At 56.0% G+C, this 16,376-nt stretch carries 13 protein-coding genes and 2 pseudogenes; 7 read left to right on the top strand and 8 right to left on the bottom strand.

Annotated features, from left to right (window positions below; all coding sequences use genetic code 11):
- The first annotated feature begins 30 nt into the window (after window positions 1–30).
- The 3 genes from ACVV26_RS09500 (at window position 31) to ACVV26_RS09490 (ending at window position 3,706) form a co-directional block, all read left to right on the top strand.
- Complete coding sequence (locus tag ACVV26_RS09500; protein WP_474801176.1) at window positions 31–996, top strand: ABC transporter substrate-binding protein; 966 nt, start codon at window positions 31–33, stop codon at window positions 994–996.
- A gap of 5 nt (window positions 997–1,001) precedes the next feature.
- Complete coding sequence (locus tag ACVV26_RS09495) at window positions 1,002–1,775, top strand: ABC transporter ATP-binding protein (RefSeq protein ID WP_474801174.1); 774 nt, start codon at window positions 1,002–1,004, stop codon at window positions 1,773–1,775.
- Window positions 1,776–1,966: 191 nt separating this feature from the next.
- Window positions 1,967–3,706 carry an alpha,alpha-trehalase gene (locus ACVV26_RS09490; RefSeq protein WP_474801172.1) on the top strand — a complete coding sequence of 580 codons (1,740 nt, stop codon included), beginning with the start codon at window positions 1,967–1,969 and terminating at the stop codon, window positions 3,704–3,706.
- A 201-nt stretch (window positions 3,707–3,907) separates the two neighbouring features.
- Here ACVV26_RS09490 and ACVV26_RS09485 read toward each other — a convergent pair whose 3' ends face one another.
- Window positions 3,908–4,162, bottom strand: a complete 255-nt coding sequence (locus ACVV26_RS09485) for a GlsB/YeaQ/YmgE family stress response membrane protein (RefSeq protein WP_183171963.1) — start codon at window positions 4,160–4,162, stop codon at window positions 3,908–3,910.
- Between the two features lie 217 nt (window positions 4,163–4,379).
- Between ACVV26_RS09485 and ycgR the strand changes: the two genes are divergently transcribed.
- Window positions 4,380–5,111 carry a flagellar brake protein YcgR gene (ycgR, locus tag ACVV26_RS09480; RefSeq protein ID WP_312982601.1) on the top strand — a complete coding sequence of 244 codons (732 nt, stop codon included), beginning with the start codon at window positions 4,380–4,382 and terminating at the stop codon, window positions 5,109–5,111.
- Here ycgR and emtA read toward each other — a convergent pair whose 3' ends face one another.
- A complete protein-coding gene (emtA, locus tag ACVV26_RS09475; RefSeq protein WP_312982602.1) occupies window positions 5,112–5,723 on the bottom strand; it encodes a membrane-bound lytic murein transglycosylase EmtA in 612 nt (203 codons plus the stop codon).
- Window positions 5,724–5,862: 139 nt separating this feature from the next.
- Between emtA and ldcA the strand changes: the two genes are divergently transcribed.
- Together ldcA and ACVV26_RS09465 are read left to right on the top strand one after the other, a co-directional pair.
- Window positions 5,863–6,798 (top strand): muramoyltetrapeptide carboxypeptidase, encoded by a 936-nt coding sequence (gene ldcA, locus ACVV26_RS09470; RefSeq protein ID WP_474801170.1) that lies wholly within the window; start codon window positions 5,863–5,865, stop codon window positions 6,796–6,798.
- A gap of 139 nt (window positions 6,799–6,937) precedes the next feature.
- A pseudogene (locus tag ACVV26_RS09465) lies at window positions 6,938–8,560 on the top strand (potassium/proton antiporter); the annotation flags it as partial.
- Here ACVV26_RS09465 and ACVV26_RS09460 read toward each other — a convergent pair.
- The 3 genes and pseudogenes from ACVV26_RS09460 to ACVV26_RS09450 form a co-directional block, all read right to left on the bottom strand.
- Window positions 8,555–8,683 (bottom strand): annotated as a pseudogene (locus ACVV26_RS09460) (hypothetical protein); the annotation flags it as partial. The pseudogenes ACVV26_RS09465 and ACVV26_RS09460 sit on opposite strands and share 6 nt — an antisense overlap.
- The gene (gene dadX, locus ACVV26_RS09455; protein ID WP_474801168.1) at window positions 8,644–9,714 is read right to left on the bottom strand and encodes a catabolic alanine racemase DadX; all 1,071 of its coding nucleotides are present in this window, start codon (window positions 9,712–9,714) and stop codon (window positions 8,644–8,646) included. The pseudogene ACVV26_RS09460 and the gene dadX, both read right to left, overlap by 40 nt.
- 13 nt (window positions 9,715–9,727) lie before the next feature.
- On the bottom strand, window positions 9,728–11,026 hold the full coding sequence (locus ACVV26_RS09450) for a D-amino acid dehydrogenase (RefSeq protein ID WP_474801166.1): 1,299 nt from the start codon (window positions 11,024–11,026) through the stop codon (window positions 9,728–9,730).
- Window positions 11,027–11,348: 322 nt separating this feature from the next.
- On the opposite strand from ACVV26_RS09450, the gene ACVV26_RS09445 reads away from it, so the two are divergent.
- The gene (locus tag ACVV26_RS09445) at window positions 11,349–12,881 is read left to right on the top strand and encodes a SpoVR family protein (RefSeq protein ID WP_474801164.1); all 1,533 of its coding nucleotides are present in this window, start codon (window positions 11,349–11,351) and stop codon (window positions 12,879–12,881) included.
- A 686-nt stretch (window positions 12,882–13,567) separates the two neighbouring features.
- Here ACVV26_RS09445 and ACVV26_RS09440 read toward each other — a convergent pair.
- The 3 genes from ACVV26_RS09440 to ycfP form a co-directional block, all read right to left on the bottom strand.
- Window positions 13,568–14,107, bottom strand: a complete 540-nt coding sequence (locus ACVV26_RS09440; protein ID WP_312982610.1) for a glycine zipper 2TM domain-containing protein — start codon at window positions 14,105–14,107, stop codon at window positions 13,568–13,570.
- A 190-nt stretch (window positions 14,108–14,297) separates the two neighbouring features.
- The gene (locus tag ACVV26_RS09435) at window positions 14,298–15,602 is read right to left on the bottom strand and encodes an NAD(P)/FAD-dependent oxidoreductase (RefSeq protein WP_125292089.1); all 1,305 of its coding nucleotides are present in this window, start codon (window positions 15,600–15,602) and stop codon (window positions 14,298–14,300) included.
- A 222-nt stretch (window positions 15,603–15,824) separates the two neighbouring features.
- Window positions 15,825–16,367, bottom strand: coding sequence for an alpha/beta hydrolase YcfP (ycfP, locus tag ACVV26_RS09430; RefSeq protein WP_312982613.1), 543 nt, complete (start codon window positions 16,365–16,367; stop codon window positions 15,825–15,827).
- Between the last annotated feature and the right edge of the window lie 9 nt (window positions 16,368–16,376).

Genomic DNA, 16,376 nt, shown 5'->3' with positions numbered 1-16,376 from the left:
TATCGATTGTCTTATTTGGGAATTTAAAAAATGAAGAAACGCATCGCCTTGTTTGCCGCATTCGCCTTTGCCAGCCTGAGTTTGACCTCACTCGCCCAGGCGCAGGACAACGTTACGTTACGTTATCTCGCCAGTTACGGTGGTATTTCCGCCCATGAACTGGCCGACGCGCTGGGTTATTTCAAAGGCACCGGCGTGTCGCTGGAAAATAAAGGCTATGCCAGCGGCGGCCCGGAATCGTTATTCGCGCTGGCCTCCGGCAGCGTGGATATCGGCTCCGCCGCCACTCCGGCGGTGCTGAATTCCATCGCCAGCGGCAATAAATTCGTGGCGGCCTACCCCACTAACGGCATCGATAACACCACCAAGTCCATCTTCTACGTGCGGGAAGACAGCCCGATCAAGACCGTAAAAGATCTGGCCGGTAAATCTGTGGCGATCAATACCCTGGGCGCGCATCTGGATTACACCCTGCGCGAAGCGTTACGCCAGGCGGGTTTACCGCAAAACGCTGCTAAGCCGGTGGCGGTCCCTGGCCCGCAGCTTGAGCAGGTGCTGCGTTCCGGGCAGGTGGATGTCGCCGCGTTCGGCTACTGGCAAACTACCTTTGAAGGCGTGGCCCGCAGCCACGGCGGCCTGCGCCCGGTGTTCAACGATACCGCCGTATTAGGCGAAATCGCGGGCGGCTTTACCGTACTGCGCGAGGATTTCGTGCAGGAGCACCCGGAAGCGGCGAAAGCCTTTGTTCAGCAATCGGCCCGCGCGCTGGACTATGCCCGCGAACACCCGCAGGAAGTGCGCACCATTATGGCGAAAATCCTCAAGGAGCGCGGTGAAAACCCGGACGTCGCCCAGTACTTTACCGGCTACGGCGTGCGCCCTGGCGGCAAGGCGGAAACCCGCGATGTGCAGTACTGGATTGATATCCTTGAGCGCGACGGCGCGCTGGGTAAAGGCCAGATCCAGGTGACCAACGTTCTGTTTAACGCGCAGTGAGGTGAATGATGACTACAGCAACCGATATCCGCCGGGGTGAAGTGTCCGTACAGCGCGTCTATAAATCGTTTTCCCTGAACGGCGAGCAGTTTGATGTGTTCCGCGATTTGAATCTGCATATCAGCGCCGGGCAAAGCATTGCCATCGTCGGGCCGAGCGGCTGTGGCAAAACGACCCTGCTGCGCATCCTGGCCGGGCTGGAAGAGCCGAATACCGGCGATGTGTTGATTGACGGCAACGCGGTCCACGGCCTGAGCCGCGAGCGGGCGGTGATTTTTCAGGAGCCGCGCCTGCTGCCCTGGCTGTCGGTGCTGGATAACGTCAGTTTTGGCCTGGATGTGCAGGGCGTGTCGACGCGCGAAGCCCAGCAGCGCGCCCGCAAGGCGCTGGCGCTGGTGGGGTTGAGCGAGTTCGAAAAAGCCTGGCCGCGCCAGCTGTCCGGCGGAATGGCCCAGCGCGTCGGTATCGCCAGGGCATTGACCGTGCAGCCGGAGATTCTGCTGCTGGATGAACCGCTGGGCGCGCTGGATGCGATGACCAAAATCACCATGCAGGAAGAGCTGGCGCGCATCTGGGCAGAAGAAAACGTGACCATGATTCTGGTGACCCACGATCTGGAAGAGGCCATTTATCTCGCCGACCGGGTGCTGGTACTGCCGAAACATAAAGGCGGGGAAATCCGCTTTATCGACGTCACCCTGCCCCGCCCGCGCCTGCGTAGCCAGAGCGAGTTTGTCGCTTTACGCCAACAGTTGATGGCGGAGTTCGGGTTACACTAAGCCGCTGTATTTACATGGCTTACCGCGTCCTGGCAAAAACCAGGGCGCTTTTTTTTGCCCGATTGCCAGGGAATTCGTCTGTAAACCTCAGATTTGCCACTTCGGATCCCTCGGTTCGCCAATATTCGTCTAAGGTTTTTCTATGGTTGTTTTCAGCCCCTGCGCTGAACGCCCTATATGGAGAATCATTGATGACAAAATCAGCTATGCGTCAACCCCGTACCCTGCTGTTCGCGATCCAGATAGCGCTGGGTAGCGCCTTCCTACTCTTCGGCCCACAGACCGCGCTGGCGGAAGATCAACCCAAAGTCGCCGTGCAGCCGCCCGATGTGCTGTTAGGCCCGCTGTTTACTGATGTGCAGAGCGCTAAACTGTTTCCCGATCAGAAAACCTTCGCCGATGCGGTGCCGAAAAGCGATCCGTATATGATCCTGGCGGATTACCGGATGCAGCGGAACCAGTCGGGCTTCGATCTGCGCCACTTCGTGAACCTGAATTTCGACCTGCCAAAAGCGGGCGAGAAATACGTACCGCCCGCCGGGCAAAGCCTGCGCGAGCATATCGACGGGCTGTGGCCGGTGCTGACCCGCACCACCGATAAAGCCGCGAAGTGGGATTCACTGCTGCCGCTGCCGGAATCCTATGTGGTGCCGGGCGGGCGCTTCCGCGAGGTCTATTACTGGGACAGTTACTTCACCATGCTGGGGCTGGCGGAGAGCGGTCACTGGGACAAAATCGCAGATATGGTGAAGAACTTCGCTTATGAGATCGACACCTGGGGCCATATCCCCAACGGCAACCGCAGCTACTATCTGAGCCGCTCGCAGCCGCCGTTTTTCTCGCTGATGGTCGAGCTGCTGGCGACTCACGATAAAAACGCCCTGAAAACTTACCAGCCGCAGCTGACCAAAGAGTATCAATACTGGATGGAAGGCGGCGATAGCCTTGCGCCAGGCAGCGCCAGCAAGCGGGTAGTGAAGCTGGAGAACGGCGCGCTGCTTAACCGCTACTGGGATGACCGCGATACGCCGCGTACCGAATCCTGGCTGGACGACGTGACTACCGCGAAGAACAACCCGGATCGCCCGGCTACCGAGATTTACCGCGATCTGCGCGCGGGGGCGGCATCTGGCTGGGACTTTAGTTCGCGCTGGATGGATAACCCGCAGCAGTTGGGCTCGATTCACACCACCTCGATCGTGCCGGTGGATTTAAACGCCCTGATGTACCAACTGGAAAAAACTCTTTCCCACGCCAGTAAAGCGGCGGGCGATGAGGCGGGCGCGGCACGCTATGACAAACTTGCCAGCCAGCGCCAGCAGGCGATGGAATCAACCCTGTGGAATGACAAACAGGGCTGGTACGCCGATTACGATCTACGCCGCAAAGCGGTACGCGATCAGCTCACTGCTGCGGCATTGTTCCCGCTGTTTGTTAACGCCGCCGCCCAGGATCGTGCCGATAAAGTAGCGGCCGCCACCCAGTCTCAACTGTTAAAACCGGGCGGCGTGGTGACTACCACGGTGAATACCGGCCAGCAGTGGGATGCACCAAACGGCTGGGCGCCGTTGCAATGGGTCGCCGCCGAGGGGCTGGAGAACTACGGTCATAAGGATCTGTCGATGGAAGTGACCTGGCGATTCCTGACTAACGTGCAGCATACCTACGACCGCGAGAAGAAACTGGTGGAGAAATATGATGTGTCTTCAACCGGGACCGGTGGCGGCGGCGGGGAGTACCCGTTGCAGGACGGGTTCGGGTGGACTAATGGGGTTACGCTGATGATGCTGGATAAGCTGTGCGCGGCACAGAAACCGTGTGATAGCGTGCCGCAAACGCGGCCGGGGGCGGGGTCGTCGGCTCCGGCGGATTCGGATTCGGGGTCTGAACCCGCGAAGGTGGCGGAACCTGAGGCGGCGAACGCACAGTAAGATTTTCTCTTGGGGGATGTCCGGTGGAATGTTCCGTTCGCTCAGGCTACGTCCATCTATGCGGCTTCAGTGACGGCGAACGTGTCAGAGACTGACTCGAAAGCCCAGGCGAACGGAACAATTCCACCGAACGGAACAATTCCATCTTATAACGCATAAAAAAAACGGCCCATCAGGCCGTTTTCTCATTACTGAAAAAGCTTAATCCCGTCGTAGCATACGGTAGATCAACAGCACCACAATGGCACCCACTACCGCGACCAGGAAACTCTGTAGGTTAAAGCCCGTGACATCTCCGCCAATACCGAAGAAAGTCGCCAGCCAACCACCCACAACCGCACCCACAATCCCGAGAACACAGGTGAGGATAAATCCGCCCCCGTCCCTACCCGGCATAATGAACTTGGCGATCACACCTGCTATCAATCCAAAAATAATCCAGGACAAAATACCCATCGTGCGGCTCCTTTTTCTTCGCTGAAAAACATCACCCGCCACTGGCGGGGTACTCTTGATGAAAGACAGATCAAGTATAGGCAACTTTTAGAAAAAGGTGAGGAAGGTCACACGCTTAATCGTCATTTTGCCGATTCCCCCCTGGAATTTGTATTAAGTTTTTTGCCGCGTTGCCGATATTCTTGCCATCACTTTGTACAGAGCAGGTATCGGGGACGTGAGTAGCTATAATGAGCAGTTTCTGAAACATCATCCGCTGGCGGTGCTGGGCGTTTTACGGGATTTGCACAAGAATCGCGTGCCGATCCGCATTTCCTGGGGCAGCCAACAACTGATCAGCCGCATTCTCGACGTGGATGCCAGCAAGCTGGTGATGGACTTCGGTAGCCAGAGCCATGAAAATAAATCGGTGCAGGAAGCCAGTGATATCCAGATTTCCGCCGAAACCCAGGGCGCGAAAATCGAGTTCAATTTGCCGCAGCTTAAAGCGGGCGATTTTCAGAGTCTTCCGGCATTTGTCACCCAACTCCCCCCTTCCCTGTGGTTTGTGCAACGCCGCGAGTATTTCCGTATTCCTGCCCCCCTGTCTCCCATTTTCTATTGCGAGGCGACGCTGAACAGCGGCAACGCCTTTCGTTTTCGGCTGGCGGATTTATCCCTCGGCGGTATGGGCGCGCTGGTCGACGGCCCGGTGCCCGAGGGGCTCCAGGAAGGACAGCTGTTTTCCCAGGTGAAAATCGAGCTGGGCGAATGGGGAACGTTTCACTTTGATATGCAGTTGATCACCATTTCAGAACGCCTGACGGTGAGCAATAAAAACGAGACGATTGTGACGCCCCGCCTGAGTTTCCGTTTTCTCAACATCAACCCGGCGGCGGAGCGGGAATTGCAGCGGATTATTTTCGCGCTTGAACGTATCGCGCGCGAAAAGGCCAATAAAGTGCGCTAATTACATCGCGTCCATGGCCTTCTGCATTTTCCAGATATAACGGGGGGCCTGCGGCGACGGGTGATTTTTTTGCACGTGTTCGACAAACTCATCCGGGCTGAGATCGTTAATCTTATCAATCGCCTTTTTACGATCCGACGAGAAGGTGCGCAGCAGCGCGCCTGCACCGTTGGCATACGACACCATTAGCGCGTATTGCATGGTCGTGGTGTTCTCAATACCGTTTAACGCGCCATGTTCGAGAATGCTCAGGTATGCCGTTCCCATCGAAATATTGCGCTCCGGGTTTTTAAGCTCGCTGGTGGAGGGCTGCCCGCTCCAGCCCATATGGCGATAAACGTCACGCCCGGAGGTAGAGGCTTTAAGCTGCATCAGACCGACAGCGTTCGATTTACTGACCGCATTGGGATTGCCGCCTGACTCGATCGCGATGATGGCGGTAATCAGACGCGGGCTGACGCCCCACGCCTCACCTGCTTTTTCGCTAATCGGATACCACTGCATGGCGCGTTTGACCGGAACCTCAGGGTCCCACGGTTGACTCTTATAGTCGGGCGTTGAGGAACATCCTGCCAGCAACAGGACCAGTACAATCAGCCATTTAAAATTCACGCAAACTATCCTTATCGTTTCGCCAAACCGGCATGAAAACCCCGTCGCGCTGGCGAGCCGCAAACCACACGACGGATGACAACCCTCAATGTTAGCGGCATGATAACCATTCTATGTAATAAATCAGCAAGGAAATGCCATGTCTCGCATCCATCTTATCGCCCCTTCCGGTTACTGTATTGCGCAGGAAGCCGCGCAACGCGGCGTGCAAAGACTCACTGAAGCGGGCCATCAGGTGAACAACCAGGCGGTCATTTCCCGGCGTTTTCAACGGTTTGCTGGCGATGACGCGGCGCGTCTTCACGATATTAACCATCTGGCGGCGTTGGCCAATTCTGATATCGTGCTGCCAGTACGTGGCGGTTACGGTGTCACGCGGCTGCTCGAAAATATAGATTATTCCGCAATCGCGGCGCGCCAGCGTCGGGATCCGTTGGTGATTTGCGGGCACAGCGATTTTTCCGCCGTTCAGCTACAGTTGCTGGCGACCGAAAATGTCATCACTTTCTGCGGGCCAATGCTGGCGGGCAATTTCGGTGCGCCGGAAATGAACGCCTTCACGTGGGACCATTTCTGGCAGGCCATTACCTCGCCGGAGTTTACCCTTCACTGGCAGACACGCGCGCCGGCCTGCCAGGCCAGCGGCACGATTTGGGGCGGCAACCTGGCGATGCTGTGCTCGCTACTGGGCACGCCGTGGATGCCGGATATTGACGGCGGCATTCTGGTGGTGGAAGACATCAACGAACACCCGTACCGCATCGAACGGATGCTGTTGCAGCTGCATCAGGCGGGCATTCTGAACCGGCAGCGCGCGCTGGTACTCGGCAGCTTCAGCGCCAGTAAACCCAATGATTACGACAACGGCTACGACCTGGATGCGATGGTAGACGCCCTGCGCCAGCGCCTGGCGATCCCGGTGATCCCGGGTCTGGACTTCGGCCACGAGCAACGCACCGTTACGCTACCGCTCGGTGCTTCCGGCACGCTGAACTGTGATGCGCATCAGGCGTCGTTGACCGTCAAAGGTCATCCCGTCGTGAATAATTGCGCAAATAATCATTCACATCGTTAATTAGTCCATCACGCCCACCGTAATTGTGGTATACCAAAAATAGGCCCGGCGGCGTTGCGCCGCCTTGATGAGAGCATGATGAAGGAGAACGATAACGTTGGACGGCGGGGCGATTTTTAGTCTGTTTATTCTGGGTTCGGTGCTGATTACCTGTAGCATTTTATTAAGTTCGTTTTCTTCCCGTCTCGGTATCCCTATTCTGGTTATCTTTCTCGCCATCGGCATGTTGGCGGGCATCGACGGCGTTGGCGGCATTCCTTTTGACAATTACCCTCTCGCCTATCTGATCAGTAACCTGGCGCTGGCAGTGATCCTGCTGGACGGCGGGATGCGCACCCAGGCAAGCTCATTTCGCGTGGCGCTGGGCCCGGCGCTGTCCCTGGCAACCGTCGGGGTATTGATAACGTCCGGGCTGACCGGCATGGCGGCGGCGTGGCTGTTCGGCTTGCCGATGATGGAAGGCCTGCTGATCGGCGCGATTGTTGGCTCGACGGATGCGGCGGCGGTGTTTTCCCTGCTTGGCGGTAAGGGACTGAACGAGCGTGTCGGCGCGACGCTGGAAATCGAATCCGGCAGCAACGACCCGATGGCGGTGTTCCTGACCATTACCCTGATTGAGATGATCCAGCATCACACCAGTACGTTGAGCTGGATGTTCGCCTGGGAAATCATCCAGCAGTTCGGCCTGGGTATTGTTATTGGCCTGGGCGGCGGCTTCCTGCTGTTGCAGATGATCAACCGTATTTCCATGCCCCAGGGGCTGTATCCGTTGCTGGCGTTAAGCGGCGGCATCATGATCTTCGCCATTACCACGGCGATAGACGGCAGCGGCATTCTGGCGGTGTACCTGTGCGGGTTCCTGCTGGGCAACCGGCCCATCCGCAACCGCTACGCTATTCTGCAAAATTTTGACGGCCTGGCCTGGCTGGCGCAAATCGGTATGTTCCTGGTGTTGGGCCTGCTGGTGAACCCATCAGATTTACTCGCTATCGCCATTCCGGCCCTGTTGCTGTCGCTGTGGATGATCCTGTTTGCCCGTCCGCTGTCGGTGTTCCTGGGCCTGCTGCCGTTCCGCGGCTTTAATCTGCGCGAGCGCATTTTTATTAGCTGGGTGGGGCTGCGCGGCGCGGTGCCGATCATTCTGGCGGTGTTCCCGATGATGGCGGGTCTTGAGAACTCGCGGCTGTTCTTCAACGTGGCGTTCTTTGTGGTGCTGGTGTCGCTGCTGTTGCAAGGGACCTCTCTGGGCTGGGCAGCGAAAAAAGCCAAAGTGGTGGTACCGCCGGTAGGCGTGCCGATTTCCCGGGTTGGGCTGGATATCCACCCGGAAAATCCGTGGGAGCAGTTTGTTTACCAGCTGAGCGAAGAGAAATGGTGCGTGGGCGCGGCGCTGCGTGATTTGCATATGCCAAAAGAGACCCGCATCGCGGCGCTGTTTCGCGATAATCAACTGTTGCACCCCAACGGCAGCACCCGGCTTCAGGAAGGGGATATTCTGTGCGTGATTGGCCGCGAGCGCGATTTGCCCGCGCTGGGCAAGCTGTTTAGCCAGTCGCCGCCGGTAGAGCTGGATCAGCGCTTCTTTGGCGACTTTATCCTTGAAGCCAGCGCCAAATTCACCGATGTGGCGTTTATCTATGGTCTGGAAGCGGATGCCGCGCATGACGCCCAGCAAACCGTTGGCGAGATGATGCTGGCGCAGTTGGGTGCCGCGCCGGTTGTCGGCGATCAGATTGAATTTGCCGGGATGACATGGACCGTGGCGGAGAAAGAAGATAACCAGATCCGCAAAGTGGGCCTGCGGGTGCCAGAACCCGAGGCGGAGTAATCCGCCCCGGTACGTTGCTAGAGAGTGACTACCGGCACGCGCGGCGCGAGTGCGCACATCAGCTCATAGCCCACGGTGCCTGAGGGCGCGGCCACATCATCGATTTTGATGTTGTCGCCCCACAATTCTACCGAACTGCCGATGCCCGCCTGCGGGCACGGCGTTAAATCTACCGTCAGCATATCCATCGACACCCGGCCCACCAGCTGGGTGCGCACGCCATCGACCATCACCGGCGTACCGGTTGGTGCCTGACGCGGATAGCCGTCGGCATAACCGCAGGCCACCACCCCGATACGCTGTTCGCCAGTGGCCTTGTACAGGCTGCCGTACCCCACCGTATCCCCTGCTTTCAGGTTTTGAATCCCGATGATTTCGCTGTTAAGCGTCATCACTGGTTTGATGCCGGAGGTAGCAACATCGCGCCACTGCCCGCTCGGCGAAGCCCCATACAGCACAATCCCCGGGCGCACCCAGTCGAAATGGGCTTCCGGGTGCCACAGCGTGGCGGCGGAGTTCGCCAGCGAGCGTGGGCTGTCCAGCCCTTCCGCCGCCTGTTCAATGCGCGCCAGCGGTTCAGCTATACCGTCCGGGTGTTCGGCATCGGCAAAGTGCGCCATTAACGTCAGTTGGCCGACGTTTTTCAGCTCGCGCAATTGCCTCCACACCGTCTGGACCCGCTCCGGCGTAAAGCCCAGCCGGTTCATGCCGCTGTTAATTTTAAGGTACACATCGATAGGCGCATTCAGCCGGGCGTTAGCCAGCACTTTCACCTGCCAGTTACTGTGCAGGCTGGTGGTTAGCCGGTAGCGGTCGAACAGCGCCAGTTCATCCGCGTGGAAAAACCCTTCCAGCATCAGAATCGGGCCTTTCCAGCCGCGCTCACGCAGTAAAATCGCCTCTTCAATATTGAGCATTGCGAAGCCGTCGGTGCCGGAAAGCCCCGACCAGATGCGATCGAGACCGTGTCCATAGGCATTGGCTTTGACCACCGACCACACCCGGGAGTGGGGTGCGGCTGAGCGCACCACCTGAAGATTTTGCCGCAATGCTTGCAAGTCGAGACGCGCGACAATTGGACGAGCCATGACTACTCCTGTGTTATTGGTGCGCCCCGTGTAAACGATGGGATGACGTTGGGCGGAATCCGGAGGAGTAACGCGCCACGCCAAGATCGTCAAAAGGAATCGCCGGGGTGCGCCCGGAAATCAGATCGCTGATTAACTGGCCGGAGCCGCAGGCCATCGTCCAGCCCAGAGTGCCGTGCCCGGTATTCAGCCATAAGTTTTTATACGGGGTGCGCCCGACAATCGGCGTGCCGTCCGGCGTCATGGGCCGCAGCCCGGTCCAGAACGTCGCCTGCTCCACGTGCCCGCCGCGAGGATAGAGATCGCGCACCACCATTTCGAGGGTTTCGCGACGCGGTTGCAGCAGCGCGGTATTAAAGCCGACGATTTCGGCCATGCCGCCCACCCGGATACGCGAATCGAAACGGGTAATGGCGATTTTGTAGGTTTCATCCAGTACCGTCGACATCGGCGCCCCGCTCTCTTCGGCGATCGGGATCGTCAGAGAGTAGCCCTTCAAAGGATAGACCGGAATATCGACAATGCCCTTGAGCATCGCGGTGGAATAAGAGCCGAAGGCCATGACGTAGGCGTCGGCTTTGACCACTTCCTGGCCGCACTGAACGCCGTAAATCTGGTTGCCTTCATACAGCAGGCTGTCCACCGGGGTGTTATAGCGGAACACGACGCCCGCCTCGGCAGCCATACGCGCCAGGCGTTGAGTGAACAACTGGCAGTCGCCGGTTTCATCGTTCGGCAGCTGTAAACCGCCGGTCAGCTTGTGGGCAACGTCGGCCAGCGCCGGTTCCACTTCCGCCAGCCGGTGGGATTCCAGCAGTTGATACGGTACGCCGGCATCTTCCAGCACCGCGATATCCTTCGCCGCGCTTTGATACTGCTGCTCGGTGCGGAACAGTTGCAGCGTGCCGCCCTGCCGCCCTTCGTAGGCGATCCCGGTGCTGGCGCGCAGTTCTTTCAGGCAGTCGCGGCTGTATTCCGCCAGACGCACCATGCGGCCTTTGTTTTCCATGTAGTGGCGGGTATCGCAGTTACGCAACATCTGCCACATCCATTTAAGCTGAAAGCTGGAGCCGTCGAGGCTTATCGCCAGCGGCGCATGGCGCTGGAACATCCATTTTATCGCTTTCAACGGTACGCCCGGCGCAGCCCAGGGGGCGGCGTAACCCGGCGAGATTTGCCCGGCGTTGGCTGCGCTGGTTTCCAGCGCCGCATCCGGCTCTCTGTCGATGACGGTGACGTCATGACCCTGCTGACGTAAATACCAGGCGCTGGTGACTCCCACCACGCCACTTCCCAGCACAACGACTCGCATATCCACTCCGATTTAACCGAAAGAATAATCTTCTGATTACAAATTGATAACCCAGAAGAAAATATTATTCAACATAGGCTTTTTTTATGGTGACTAACCTCACATCTTGCCGGACCAGCACAGGATGCTGAAAATTAGCATCTCCTGCTTCGGCGCACATTTCTGCAAGATAAAATTCTGAAGCCGCCCGGCAAATTCCCCGTTCTGGATCACTAAATCGCGGAGAAAAAAATTCGTTAAGCCACGGATTTTTCCGCTGTGTTCTATGCTTTGTAGGTAAGGTTCCCCGTGCAGAGGGTTCCGCAACAATGAGGGCGCGCTGATGGCTATTATTGATTCCGAAACAAGGGATTCCCGTCGCCTGAGCGATGGGCCAGACTGGACGTTCGAGCTGCTGGATATCTATCTTGCTGAAATTGATAGAGTGGCGAAGCTGTACCGCCTCGAGACTTACCCACATCAAATTGAAGTCATCACCTCCGAACAGATGATGGACGCCTATTCCAGTATCGGGATGCCGATTAACTATCCCCACTGGTCGTTTGGTAAAAAGTTCATCGAAACCGAAAGGCTGTATAAGCACGGCCAGCAGGGCCTGGCGTACGAAATCGTCATCAACTCTAACCCCTGTATCGCATATCTGATGGAAGAGAACACCATTACCATGCAGGCGCTGGTGATGGCCCATGCCTGCTACGGGCATAACTCTTTCTTCAAAAATAACTATTTGTTCCGCAGTTGGACCGACGCCAGCTCGATTGTCGATTACCTGATTTTTGCGCGCGGTTATATTACCGAGTGCGAAGAGCGCTACGGCGTGGATGAAGTGGAGCGGCTGCTGGACTCCTGCCATGCCCTGATGAACTACGGTGTTGACCGCTATAAACGCCCGCAGAAAATCTCGTTGCAGGAAGAGAAAGCGCGCCAGAAAAGCCGTGAAGAGTACCTGCAAAGCCAGGTGAATATGCTGTGGCGCACCCTGCCGCGCCGGGAAGAGGAAAAAGCGGTCGAAGCCGAGCGCCGCTACCCGTCTGAGCCACAGGAAAACCTGCTCTATTTCATGGAGAAGAACGCGCCGCTGCTGGAGCCGTGGCAGCGTGAGATCCTGCGTATTGTGCGTAAGGTCAGCCAGTATTTTTATCCGCAGAAACAGACCCAGGTGATGAACGAAGGCTGGGCGACGTTCTGGCACTACACCATCCTCAATCATCTGTACGATGAAGGAAAAGTCACCGAGCGCTTTATGCTGGAATTCCTCCACAGCCATACCAACGTGGTGTTCCAGCCGCCGTATAACAGCCCGTGGTATAACGGTATTAACCCGTATGCGCTGGGTTTCGCCATGTTCCAGGACATCAAGCGGATCTGCCAGTCGCCGACCGAAGAGGATAAATACTGGTTCCCGGATATTGCGGGTTCGGACTGGCTGGAGACGCTGCACTTTGCAATGCGCGATTTTAAAGACGAGAGCTTTATCAGCCAGTTCCTGTCGCCGAAGGTGATGCGCGATTTCCGCCTGTTTACCGTGCTGGATGACGATCGCAATAATTATCTGGAGATTTCCGCGATCCACAACGAAGAAGGCTATCGCGAAATCCGCAACAAACTTTCATCGCAGTACAACCTGAGTAACCTTGAACCAAATATTCAGGTGTGGAATGTGGATTTGCGTGGCGACCGTTCGTTAACCCTGCGTTATATCCCGCATAACCGCGCGCCGCTGGATAAAGGCCGCCGGGAAGTGCTGAAACACGTGCATCGCCTGTGGGGATTTGATGTGATGCTGGAGCAGCAGAACGAGGATAGCAGCGTCGAGTTGCTGGATCGCTGCCCACCGCGCATGAATACTCTGTAAAATTAATTTTCCACTTAACCTGGCGCCGACGCGCCAGGTTTTTTATTTGTCCTTCCGCTGACTTATAACCTTCCGTAATACATCAAGTTTTCTCTCGGCTTTTAGTTAATAGGCAATACCTATATCAACGATAGGCAAAACTTTATAAATATATTACCGGGTGTGACTAGAATTTTTAGCATTAACACGGATTATTCGTTAGCTAATGATTAGCGTTGACATAGCTTTACAGAGGAGAACATCTCGCCAGGACGACGAATTCATATGGACTTTTCAATTTGAGCACTGCAACACGATAAAACAGGAGTGTGTCCCCCCATCTGGCTACACCCGCAGAAGGAAAATAATATGATCATGCTATTACCTTTACTGAAAGTGCTAATAGTCATTACGGTGTTGTTCGGTCTCTGGATGTTATTAGGCGGTACCGTACTTTTCGCCTTTGTGTCGGTTCTTATCACTGGCTTATTGTTAATTAGACAACATAACATCATCTAGACCAGCCTGTTTCCTCACGGGCGTTTTCGTCACTACTTTGCTCACTGCGCGCTACAGGTGACATCGCGATTAAAAGGCATGTGGCTTTCGCGAGTGGGCAAAGTAAGTCGCACTGCCTCCCTTTTCAGGCATAAAAAAAGCCCCTCTGCCTGAGCGCCAAAGGGGCTAATTATGAAGTATGTCTTTTTTTACGCGTTGTTATTCAAAATCAGTTGGCCATTGCTGTCCAGAGGGATAGTTTCGCCAGGCTGTTTGTCCATACGGATTTTGCCCTGCTGATCGCCAATTTTGTACGTAACGTCATAGCCGATCATCTTCTCAGACTTGTCATAGACCGTCTGGCAACGCTGTTGGGTGGTGGTATAGGTATCACGATCCTGCATAGCGCCCTGAATCTGGTTACCCGCATACCCGCCGCCTAACGCGCCAGCGACCGTGGCAATATCTTTACCGCGTCCGCCGCCGAACTGATGGCCTATCACACCGCCTGCCACCGCGCCTAATACCGACCCGGCGAGGCGGTTTTCATCCTGTACCGGACGACGATGCGTCACGGTGACATTGCGACATTCTTTACGCGGCGTTTTGACCGTTTCCTTTATCGGTGTGGCGGAAACCACCTGCGCGTATTTTGGCGCTGGATTGAATACATTTAAGCTGGCTACCGCAGCCACACCCAGCGCGGCTGCTACGCCAATCCCTATACCCGCTAACATTGATTTGTTCACAGGACATCCTCCTGGCTGTGTTATTCATAACAATTCTGCAACCAGATGTAAGGAGAAAACATCAGACGAAGGAGTAAAAGCGAGCAATAGTTGGCTTTTGAAGGGAGTTTCAGAGGAGTCTGAGGTGACTTAAGGCAAATTTGCCTGATTTATGCTGAAACCCTCCCGGCATGCGGGAGGGGCATAACGATTAATGCAGCTTCAGACGCGGGCGAATAACCCGGTTGATACTGCCTACCAGCATCATCAGGCCGGTTTTGATGTAGCCGTGCAGCGCGATCTGGTGCATACGGTACAGAGAGATGTACACGAAGCGCGCGATACGCCCTTCCACCATCATTGAGCCGCGCATCAGGTTGCCCATCAGACTGCCCACGGTGGAGTAGTTAGAGAGCGACACCAGCGAACCGTGGTCTTTATAGACGTAGTTCTTCAGCGGCTTGTTCTTGTACTGCGCCAGGATGTTATCCAGCGCCAGGGAGGCCATCTGGTGCGCCGCCTGGGCGCGCGGCGGCACAAATCCGCCCTCCGGGCGGGCGCAGGATGCGCAGTCGCCGATGGCGAAAATGTCCGGGTCGCGCGTGGTTTGCAGCGTCGGCTCTACCACCAGCTGATTGATGCGGTTGGTTTCCAGGCCGCCGATATCCTTCATAAAGTCCGGCGCTTTGATGCCTGCGGCCCAGACCATCAGATCCGCTTTGATAAACTCGCCGTCTTTGGTGTTCAGTCCGTTGGCTTCCGCGCTGGTTACCATGGTGTTGGTTAACACGCGCACGCCCAGTTTGGTCAGCTCGCTGTGTGCCGCACTTGAGATACGCGGCGGCAGCGCCGGCAGGATGCGTTCGCCCGCTTCCACCAGCGTGACGTTAAGCGCCTCGTTGGTTAAGCCTTTGTAACCGTAGCTGTGCAGCTGTTTCACCGCATTATGCAGCTCCGCCGACAGTTCAACACCCGTTGCCCCGCCGCCGACGATGGCAATATTCACTTTGCCGCTGGCACCGAGATTGGAAGAATATTTCAGGAACAGGTTAAGCATCTCCTGGTGGAAACGCCGCGCCTGATGCGGGTTATCCAGGAAAATGCAGTTCTCTTTCACGCCCGGGGTATTGAAATCGTTGGAGGTACTGCCCAGCGCCATCACCAGGGTGTCGTAGGCAAGCTTGCGTTCCGGCACCAGCAGTTCGCCCTTCTCATCGCGCAGTTCCGCAAGGGTAATGGTTTTGCTTTCGCGATTGATATCCACCACAGAACCCAATTGGAACTGGAAATGGTGATTACGCGCGTGGGCCAGATAGCTCAGCGCATCCACGCCTTCGTCGAGGGAGCCGGTAGCCACTTCGTGCAGCAGCGGTTTCCACAGATGGCTGTGATTGCGATCCACCAGGGTGATTTTGGCTTTTTTACCGCGACCCAGCTTTTTACCCAGCTGCGTCGCCAGCTCCAGTCCGCCAGCACCACCGCCGACAATCACAATCTTTTTCAATGGTGTAGTCAACGTGACCCCCTTAAATTATTAACCAATTGTTAATTAAAGGTTATACAAATAGCTTTTAATTAACAAAGGGTTACCCGTGTTTCTTCATCCTGTTGACCAAAGAATAACATGAACGGGTCAATGGTCATACCAAATTTGATGTGAATCAATTTTTCCGCCGAAAACTTCAACAAAAAGGGCCAGCACATGGCTGACCCGTTAACATTTTGACCGCAAAAACGCTTATCCGAGGCTTTTAAACGCCTTGATACGCTGCAAATGGGGCGAAATGTTTTTAAATTTGTGGGTCTGCTGCTCGTCCCAGACAATTTCGTAATAAGGGAGCAACGCCTGCGCCGATCGCTGACTGTCGAGCGCCTCGTCATTACGGGATAACAGTACCAGGCAGCGATCGCGGTTTTTCTCGCGGAAGTTCTCCACGCATTTGGTGGCGATGTCCTGATACTCTTCCGGGCGGTCAATTTTCCCTTCCATATTTTCATAGGGAAACAGGTTCGGGTTGAAAATAGCCTGGCGGATGTCACACAGGAACCCCACCCGCTCGGCCCAGTAGCCGCCAAGACCGACGCCGCAAATCAGCGGTCGGTCATCCGCATTTAACTGTAGCATCTTGTCCACTTCACGCAGCAGATGTTGCATATCATGTTTGGGGTGCAATGTGCTGTAGCTGATCAGCCGCACGTCCGGATCGATAAATTGCAGTTGCAACACTTTCTCATGGTTACCCGGACTACTGGAGTCGAAACCGTGTAAATAAATTATCATCGTAACCTC

The organism is Atlantibacter sp. MEI4A-1023 (genome assembly GCF_056155425.1).
The sequence above is the reverse complement of the archived record's forward strand: the minus strand, read 5'-3'. Positions and strand labels throughout refer to the sequence as shown.

Excerpts from the sequence above, each read along its gene's own strand:
- dadX (WP_474801168.1), bottom strand. The coding sequence starts at position 9,714 with ATGGCTCGTCCAATTGTCGCGCGTCTCGACTTGCAAGCATTGCGGCAA.
- ACVV26_RS09445 (WP_474801164.1), top strand. The coding sequence starts at position 11,349 with ATGGCTATTATTGATTCCGAAACAAGGGATTCCCGTCGCCTGAGCGAT.
- ACVV26_RS09495 (WP_474801174.1), top strand. The coding sequence starts at position 1,002 with ATGATGACTACAGCAACCGATATCCGCCGGGGTGAAGTGTCCGTACAG.
- ACVV26_RS09500 (WP_474801176.1), top strand. The coding sequence starts at position 31 with ATGAAGAAACGCATCGCCTTGTTTGCCGCATTCGCCTTTGCCAGCCTG.
- ldcA (WP_474801170.1), top strand. The coding sequence starts at position 5,863 with ATGTCTCGCATCCATCTTATCGCCCCTTCCGGTTACTGTATTGCGCAG.
- ACVV26_RS09485 (WP_183171963.1), bottom strand. The coding sequence starts at position 4,162 with ATGGGTATTTTGTCCTGGATTATTTTTGGATTGATAGCAGGTGTGATC.
- ACVV26_RS09450 (WP_474801166.1), bottom strand. The coding sequence starts at position 11,026 with ATGCGAGTCGTTGTGCTGGGAAGTGGCGTGGTGGGAGTCACCAGCGCC.
- ycfP (WP_312982613.1), bottom strand. The coding sequence starts at position 16,367 with ATGATAATTTATTTACACGGTTTCGACTCCAGTAGTCCGGGTAACCAT.
- ACVV26_RS09490 (WP_474801172.1), top strand. The coding sequence starts at position 1,967 with ATGACAAAATCAGCTATGCGTCAACCCCGTACCCTGCTGTTCGCGATC.